Source organism: Herminiimonas sp. CN, assembly GCF_000622895.1.
Taxonomy (GTDB): domain Bacteria; phylum Pseudomonadota; class Gammaproteobacteria; order Burkholderiales; family Burkholderiaceae_D; genus AVCC01.
Window position 1 is genome coordinate 22,178 of record NZ_AVCC01000037.1, and the last position, 8,111, is coordinate 30,288.

General features: G+C 54.7%; 7 protein-coding genes, 2 tRNA genes and 1 pseudogene. 8 read left to right on the plus strand and 2 right to left on the minus strand.

Features of this window, described 5'->3' with window-relative positions:
- Position 1 precedes the first annotated feature (1 nt).
- The 8 genes from HMCN_RS0109715 (at position 2) to HMCN_RS18295 (ending at position 6,924) form a co-directional block, all read left to right on the plus strand.
- Complete coding sequence (locus HMCN_RS0109715; RefSeq protein WP_025917207.1) at positions 2-1,219, plus strand: multidrug effflux MFS transporter; 1,218 nt, start codon at positions 2-4, stop codon at positions 1,217-1,219.
- Positions 1,219-2,172 (plus strand): tRNA (adenosine(37)-N6)-dimethylallyltransferase MiaA, encoded by a 954-nt coding sequence (gene miaA / locus HMCN_RS0109720; protein ID WP_025917208.1) that lies wholly within the window; start codon positions 1,219-1,221, stop codon positions 2,170-2,172. Before HMCN_RS0109715 ends, miaA begins: the two co-directional genes overlap by 1 nt.
- A 144-nt stretch (positions 2,173-2,316) precedes the next feature.
- Positions 2,317-2,393, plus strand: a tRNA-Met gene (locus tag HMCN_RS0109725).
- Between the two features lie 125 nt (positions 2,394-2,518).
- The gene (locus HMCN_RS0109730; protein WP_238552075.1) at positions 2,519-3,817 is read left to right on the plus strand and encodes an integrase arm-type DNA-binding domain-containing protein; all 1,299 of its coding nucleotides are present in this window, start codon (positions 2,519-2,521) and stop codon (positions 3,815-3,817) included.
- A gap of 11 nt (positions 3,818-3,828) precedes the next feature.
- The gene (locus tag HMCN_RS0109735; RefSeq protein ID WP_035626542.1) at positions 3,829-4,653 is read left to right on the plus strand and encodes a hypothetical protein; all 825 of its coding nucleotides are present in this window, start codon (positions 3,829-3,831) and stop codon (positions 4,651-4,653) included.
- Between the two features lie 200 nt (positions 4,654-4,853).
- Positions 4,854-5,093, plus strand: a complete 240-nt coding sequence (locus HMCN_RS0109740) for an AlpA family transcriptional regulator (RefSeq protein WP_025917211.1) — start codon at positions 4,854-4,856, stop codon at positions 5,091-5,093.
- 9 nt (positions 5,094-5,102) lie between these two features.
- A complete protein-coding gene (locus HMCN_RS17555) occupies positions 5,103-5,774 on the plus strand; it encodes a Rha family transcriptional regulator (RefSeq protein ID WP_025917212.1) in 672 nt (223 codons plus the stop codon).
- Positions 5,775-5,844: 70 nt separating this feature from the next.
- Positions 5,845-6,924 (plus strand): plasmid recombination protein, encoded by a 1,080-nt coding sequence (locus tag HMCN_RS18295; RefSeq protein ID WP_025917213.1) that lies wholly within the window; start codon positions 5,845-5,847, stop codon positions 6,922-6,924.
- Between the two features lie 608 nt (positions 6,925-7,532).
- On the opposite strand, the pseudogene HMCN_RS20110 reads toward HMCN_RS18295, so the two are convergent.
- A pseudogene (locus tag HMCN_RS20110) lies at positions 7,533-7,616 on the minus strand (hypothetical protein); the annotation flags it as partial.
- A 241-nt stretch (positions 7,617-7,857) separates the two neighbouring features.
- Positions 7,858-7,948, minus strand: a tRNA-Ser gene (locus HMCN_RS0109755).
- Positions 7,949-8,111 lie beyond the last annotated feature (163 nt).

Consider the following 8,111-nt stretch of genomic DNA (forward strand, 5'->3'; position numbering starts at 1 on the left):
GATGAATAAAGCGATCCATCCCCTTGCACCGTACGCACATGCGCCCCTGCTGGTTCTGATCACCGCATTTTTGATGATGCAGCCGCTGTCGACCGACCTGTATCTGGCATCGCTGCCAAGCCTGGCTACCTTTTTCAACGTGCCGGCCGCGACCGTGCAACTGACGCTATCGCTATTTGTGATCGGATTCGGCGGCGCGCAGCTGGTGATCGGCCCGCTGTCAGACCGCTTCGGCCGGCGCCCGGTGCTGCTGTACGGCCTGGCACTGTATGCTGGCGCCAGTCTGCTGTGCGCGCTGGCGCAGACGATAAATTGGCTGATCACCGCCCGTTTTCTGCAGGCATTGGGCTGCTGTTCGGCTGCCATCATTGCCCGCACCATCGTGCGCGATGCGTATGCGCCGGAAGACAGCGCGCGCGTGATCGCCAAGGCCAGCACCTGGCTATCGCTGACGCCCTTGCTGGGGCCGATCATCGGATCGTATTTGCAAGTCACCTTCGGCTGGCGCGCATCCTTTATTCTGCATAGCACATTGTCCATAACACTGATTGCAATAACCTGTTTCCGCCTGCCTGAAACCAACACCTGCAAGAATCCGCGTGCGCTGGAACTCTCCGGCCTGCTGGCCAATTATCGCCATGTGCTCGGCGCGCGCGAATTCTGGGCTTATGCATTGCCCGGCGCACTGTCTTACGGATCGATTTTCGCGTTCATCTCGGGCGCTTCCGTGGTCCTGATTAACGTGCTTCAGGTACCGACAGCACAGTTCGGCTATTGCTTTGCGTTTAGCGTTTCCGGCTATATGGCAGGCACCCTGATATGCCGCCACCTGCTGCACTTGGTCGGGCCGGTGGTGACGCTGCGTCTCGGCACCAGTGCCGCTCTGATAGCCGGCACGCTGTTTCTGGCTGTGGTGCTGGCCGGATACTCGCACTGGGTCGTGGTGGTCGGGGCAATGTTCCTGACCATGTGCGCGCATGGCGTCAACTCGCCGCTTGCGCAATCGGGCTCGGTCAACCCTTTTCCGCAGCAGGCCGGGACTGCCGCCGGCCTGGCCGGCGCGCTTTACATGGCGGTCGCGTTCGTGGTTGGCACGCTGATCGGCGCAACTTACAACGGCACCCTGTATCCGCTGGCGATCATTTCCAGCCTGATAGGAGTGTTCATCTTCGGCTCGGTCCGCATTATCATCCCTCAATTCAGCGTCAAGGTCGCCTGATGACGCAACAGCAGAAGCAGCCATTAGCAGTCGCCATCATGGGCCCCACCGCCTCGGGTAAAACCGCAATGGCGCTGGAAATCGCATGCCGGATACCGTCCGAAATCATCTCGGTTGATTCCGCACTGGTATATCGCGGCATGGATATCGGCACCGCCAAACCGAACGCAGCCGAACTAGCCGCCGCGCCGCACCACCTGATCGACATCATCGACCCGGCCGATGCCTATTCCGCCGCGCAGTTCTGCAAGGATACGCTGCGGCTGACGGCAGAAATCCGCGCCCGCGGCAAGTTGCCGCTCCTGGTCGGCGGCACCATGATGTATTTCAAGACGCTGATGGATGGATTGGATGAGCTGCCGGCAGCCGATCCGGCACTGCGCGCGCAACTCGATCTGGACACCACCCGCATCGGCACCCCCGGCCTGCACGCCAGGCTGGCGCAGCTCGATCCGGCCACCGCCGCACGGCTCAAGCCCAACGATGCGCAACGGATCCAGCGCGCACTGGAAATCATCGCGCTGACCGGCCAACCGATGTCGCAACTGCTGGCCTTGCGGCCCAAAACCGCATTACCGTTCACGCTGCTGCCGCTGGCGCTGGAACCCTCGGATCGCAGTGTGCTACACCAACGCATCGAAGCCCGCTTCGATGCCATGCTGCATGGCGGCCCCGGCCGTAACCTGCTCGACGAAGTGGCAACCCTGCGCGCGCGCGGCGACCTGCATCCCGGCCTGCCATCGATACGCTGCGTCGGCTACCGTCAGGCCTGGGAATACCTGGACGGACAATACGACCTGCCCACCCTGCGCGAAAAAGGCATCATCGCCACCCGCCAACTGGCCAAGCGCCAACTGACCTGGCTGCGCGCGATGCCGCAACGCATCGCATTGGACTGCCTCAGCCCGAATGCAATCGATCAGGTACTGCGGCATATCCATCAGGCAATATGAAGACCGGATACGCTGCAGAATCGGGTCAAGGCAGACAATTTTCTTGACAGAGAAAAAGTCGATAGTCATAATGCAGACCTTAGTTGTTCTGGCAGATTTTTGGCCTGAATGATACCGGCTACGACAGTAGCCGCATAAACTAGTGGTGATATAGCTCAGTTGGTTAGAGCACAGCATTCATAATGCTGGGGTCGGTGGTTCAAGTCCACCTATCACTACCAAAGACACCGCAAACTACCGCAAGTTTGCTTAAACAACCCCTAAGAAATCAATAACTTAGGGGTTTTTTACGCCCGTAGTGCCAAAGGTTGCCATTTGACACCCATCATCTTTGGGGGCATTCTAGGTGGCATGTTCGATGCCCCCAAAAAGCGATGCCCCCAAAATGCCTAAAATCGTCCCTCCCCTGACCGATGTGCAAGTCAAGACAGCCAAGGAAAAATCCTACAAGCTGGCAGACGGTGGCGGTCTGTATCTGGAAGTGATGCCGACCGGCTCAAAACTATGGCGTATGAAATTCAAGCAGACCAATGGCAACGAAAGCCGCCTTGCCTTTGGCAGCTATCCTGAAATCACCCTGCTGGAAGCGCGGAACAAGCGCATAGCGGCTAGAAAACAACTGGCTGGCGGTATCGACCCTGCACAGGCCAAACGCATAGAAAAGACCAACAAGGCGACTGCAAACGCCAACACGTTTGAAGCGGTAGCGCGTGAATGGCACACGAACAAGCTGGAATCATGGCAGGCGCGTACCGCGACCAATGTGCTGCACCGGCTGGAACAGGACGTTTTCCCGTTGATCGGCAAATATCCGATAGCCGACATCAAGGCTCCCGTCATTCTGGACGTGCTGCGCCAGATCGAGAAGCGCGGCGCGGTAGACATGGCAAAACGGCAAGGGCAAGTTTGCGGCCAGATATTCCGCTACGCGATAGCGTCCGGCAAAGCTGAGATTGACCCCGTACCCAGCCTGCGAGGTGCTCTCAAACCCAGCGCCAAAGGACACCATGCCGCCATCACGCCGGATGAACTGCCGGAATTTATCCGAGCCTTTGAAAAGATCGAGGGCCGCATGTTCGTACCAACCAAGGTCATGTTCCGGCTCATGATGATGATGATCTTCGTGCGCACCAGCGAACTGACCGAAACCCCTTGGGCTGAAATTGACCTTGAGAACGAAAGCTGGGTTATCCCGTGGCACCGGATGAAAATGGGGAAAAAGAAACTCAATCCGCGCAAGGTAGATCATCACATCTTCTTGCCGCGTCAAGGCTGGGAACTACTGCGGGAACTGCACGCCATCACGGGCGGCAACAAGTACCTGTTCCCGAACCAGCGCGACCACGAAAAATCAGCAACCAACTTTGGCATATTGGCGGCATTGAAGCGCATGGGCTACGATGGCAGGATGACCGGCCACGGCTTCAGGTCGCTGGCGATGGGCATCATCAAAGAGCGCCTAGGCTATCGGCACGAGGTCGTAGACCGTCAACTGTCCCACGCGTCCGGCGATACCTATGGCGAAGCCTACGACCGCGCCATGTTCCTTGATGAACGCAAAGTCATGATGCAGCAATATGCCGATTATCTGTACACGGCGGCAAGCGGCAAGGTCATAGCCGGAAAGTTTGGCAAGGCAGCATAACCAGTTTAACCATGCCTACCGCGACGGCGGGAAAACAGAGTTTGCCCCTTTACTCTGCTGGCATGGTTTCCGATTTAAAGGGCAAGGGGTGCGTCATGCGTGTAACTGATTTACCTGATCTTTCAGACTGGCGAACGGTAGAAGTGTGGACAATTGACGAAGCCGCTTTACTTTGGGCGGCAATAGACCCGCTTGAAATGAAAAGTGGAAACTTCGACGAATACATAGACGGTGTTCCTTTCGACTTCTCACTAAAGCAGGCAAGAAAAGCAAAGATATGCCGCAAAGCAATTATCGAGGCGGTATGCGGTGGCACACTGCCATTTTCTCGCGCTATTGAGCTGCACCACGACTATCAAAATGGAGATTGGGAAAAAGAGGTTCCATTCCCAGATTTACCAGACCCAGAAAAGATAATCACCAGTAGAACTAGGGTGCAGCAAGCGGCATTTATGAAATGGGCAAAAAGCAAAAACATTCCATCGTATCGAGAGCAAATTACACGCGCCAATGCACTTGCTAAAAATAAAGAATTTGTAGATTCGCTTAATGAAATTTCGAAGCCAGCCGATACGCAACCGCTTGCACTTCCCGCACCGTCCTATCTTGATCCTAAAAATCCACGTTCCCCCGTAGAGCTAAGGGCGAGTATTGAAGTATGGGAGATTGTAACGGCTGAAGGAGAAAGCAAAAATGGGACGGCAACCAAAGACAGATTGAGAGCTGAATTAGATGCGCATTCTGAATACGGCGCACTGAGCAATGAAGCCAAATCAAGAATAACTACCGTCGCAAACTGGAACAAAAAAGGCGGCGCACCAAAGACCCCAGAATAACCCACCTACCCTTGAAACCCGCATAGATACAGGGTTTCAAGCAACTTACCCAGCCATTCCAGCCGCTAACCTACCCAACTATTAACCGTAATTGAGAGGTAGGTTTCCTTAACATACCTTGCTATTAATCAATACCAGTAACGCCTAACCTTTGCATCAATCCGCTGAACTACGGCGGCAACTTACAAAGTTAGGCAAACATGGCACAGCACACAGACACCCCAACAACACCCGGCAAAACCCTGCCAGTGGACGGCATGAGCCGCTGGAATCAGATCGCCCCGTTCTCCCCTTTCAGCCGCGAAAAATTCCGGCAGCTAGTCCGAGCCGGTAAAGCGCCGCAGCCGGTCAAGTTTTCCGAACGCTGCACCGCATACCAGAATCGGGAGCTTCACGCCTTCTTTGCCGACCCGCTGAACTATTGCGCTGAAGTCAAGTAAGGGGGAACCATGCAGGCGATAACCATCGTGCAACAAGGCATTGTGCATTTATCCAAAGGCACCCCCATTACGGATTCCTTGACGATAGCGCGGGAGTTTGGACGGGCGCACAAAAACGTATTGCAATCGGTCGGCGCATTGATCGAGGACGGCACAATCTCACGGCTAGAATTCAAGCCGCGAAATTACACCGATGAACGCGGCAAGACGCAGCGCATGATCGAGTTGACCGAGCGCGGCGCATTGATCGCCATGCCGTTTATCGGCGGCAAAAAGTCACGGCAAGGCCAGGTTAAGTTAGTGGATGCGTTCATGGCGATGCGCGATGCATTGGCGAATCAATCCGCAGCATGGCAGGATTCACGCAAGGCGGTATCAACCAGTTTCTGCGCCATGATGGATGCCTTGCAAACAACGAGGGCAGACGCGGGAAAGGCAACGCAGCAGCACCATTACGCGAACGAAGCCAAGTTGATGAATCTGGTTATGTTCGGGTTTGCTGGGGGCATGGATAAATCGCCTGTATCGAATGCAGACTTAAAACTGCTGGAAAAGATCGAGGCGAAAAATGCTTTTCTCATTGCACGAGGCCGCAGCTATCCAGAGCGCAAAGTAGAATTGCAAAAGCATGTAACTGCGCTGCGCATGAAGATGCTGGCGAAGTTCGGCGGCGCGTCATGACCGTGGCGCTGCAATCCATAGTCATCCGGCTGGCGCTGCAAGCTATCGCGGCCATGCTGGGGCTGCGGCCATGACCCACCATCAATTTCTGCGCATCAAGAAGCTGACCGGCAAGGCCATCATTCAAGTCGCTGCCAAGCATAATCACCGCGAAATACTGGCAGAGATGGGAGCCGCGCAAGGCGGTCATATAGACCCGTCACGCACACGCGGCAACATCGTGCTGCGTGGCTGCGATACCGCTGCTAGCGTGGCAGGCGTGGCGCAATCGCTGATGGATAGTGCCGATGTAAAGCCGTTGCGCAAAGATGCAGTACGGGCGCTGGAGATCATTTTCAGTTTGCCGCCTGAAACCGCAATTGATCTTCGGCGCTACTTTGACGACGCGACCGCATGGCTGGAGCAATACTTTGCAGCGCCGGTTATCAGTGCCATCGTCCACCACGACGAAGCCGCACCGCATTGCCATGTGCTGCTGCTGCCGTTGGTGGGTGGCCGGATGATCGGCAGCGACTTGATGGGAGGCCGCGCCAAGCTGCAAGCCCTGCAAGCCGACTTTCATGCGCAGGTGGGGGTAAGGTACGGATTGATGCGGCAAACGCCACACAAGCGCCTGAGCGCGGCTATAAGGCGGCAAGCGGTAAATTCAGCGTTCGACGCACTGGAAGTCAACAGCGGCATGAATGATGCCTTGCTGCGGGTATTGATCGAACCACACCTAAAAAACCCTGAGCCGTTATTGCTGGCGCTGGGTTTGGATATGCCGCAGCCGAAAGCTAACAGCACGTTCGTCAAGATCATGACCAAACCCTGCAAGCCTGAAAAACCTATAGGGTTCACTCGATCAAAGCCTATAGGGTTTGGTGCTGCTGCGACACCGGAAAAAGAGCAAACCCTATCCTGTGTAGGGTTCGGTATTCCGGGAACGCCAATTCCACCTGTAATCGAGCAACAAGACGACGCAATCCAAGGCGACTACATCCGGCAGCGTGATGCAGATCAGCCGTCCGGTTACTGGGATGAATCGACCGGCGACTTCATCAAGCCGATGGTCAAGGCATCCTGCAAACAGGCGGTCATGGCTTCGGTAAATATCGCACTGGAATCAATCGGGGCATCGAACAAATCACATGCGGGGCGCTGCGATTGAAGCCATTGATAGGCTGGATGGGTAGGGGCATAAAAGTCTAGTGCATCGAAAGCGGAAACTGACTGTATTCTTTCAGATTAACGCTAACACACAATTTCTTGTGCGCGCACACGTGCGAGGGGGGGGCGGCAGAAAGTCTGGCGCATGACCGCAGGAAACCGACTGTTCCCCGTCGTGCGCGCAGCCGCGTATTGAAGATAATTTTCCCGTGATGGGCGGGGCGGCATCAAAGTCTGCACCTTCTCGATAGTGGAAACCACCTGTTATCTCACGCGCAGAATAAACCCCCTACTGGGTTTTAATCAACAAATCAAATGGCAGTCAGCTGCATTCGTGCGTAATGCCAATTATCGCCACGCCTTTTAAGCCCACGTACCGCACGTTACCCGCACGCACGCGGTCGCAGTTAAGGATTGCAGTTATCCGAGACCCAGCGACCGTATAGGCTGGCCGTCAAACAAGGAAGAAAAAGTTTATGGGGGCATCTTTAGGGGCAGAATCATATTAAAAAATATGTAAATCGTTTATTTATAAGGCTTTCAAGGCCTTATACAATTCCACCTATCGCATAAAATCCACCTGATGGCAGATGAAATATCGAGGGAACCTCAGCCATTGGCCTGCTTGAATTTCATTCGCCATAGCAGCGAGCCTGTCGACATTACTTCCAAGTACAGACCACCACCATCAGCGAGTTTGTAAGGTTTGGCTCAAGGCTTAGCGTTCTTGACCTGAATAGCGGTGAGGGGTGTGACGATCTTTGGCATTTTTGGGGCCCCCTTTCTTAGGGGCATCGACAATGCCCCTAAGGTTGCCCACATAAAAACAATGGTTGTCAATTGGCAAACTTTGGCACTATTGGCATAAAAAGCCCCTAAGTATTTTATTTCCTAGGGGTTTTTAGGCAAAGTTTGCTAACGTTTGCCGTGTCATTGGCGGAGAGAGGGGGATTCGAACCCCCGATAGGCTATGAACCTATACACGCTTTCCAGGCGTGCGACTTCAACCACTCATCCATCTCTCCTGCATCTTCGCTTTCGCGAAGCCGCAGATTATAGCAAACAATATGTCAATATTGCCAGTATTAACTAATACGGGTCTTAAAATTTAACCGCAGCACATCTGGTCGATGCACTGCGTCATACCTAATTGGAATCACTGCGCCTGTTTCAACTGCTCCAGAATGG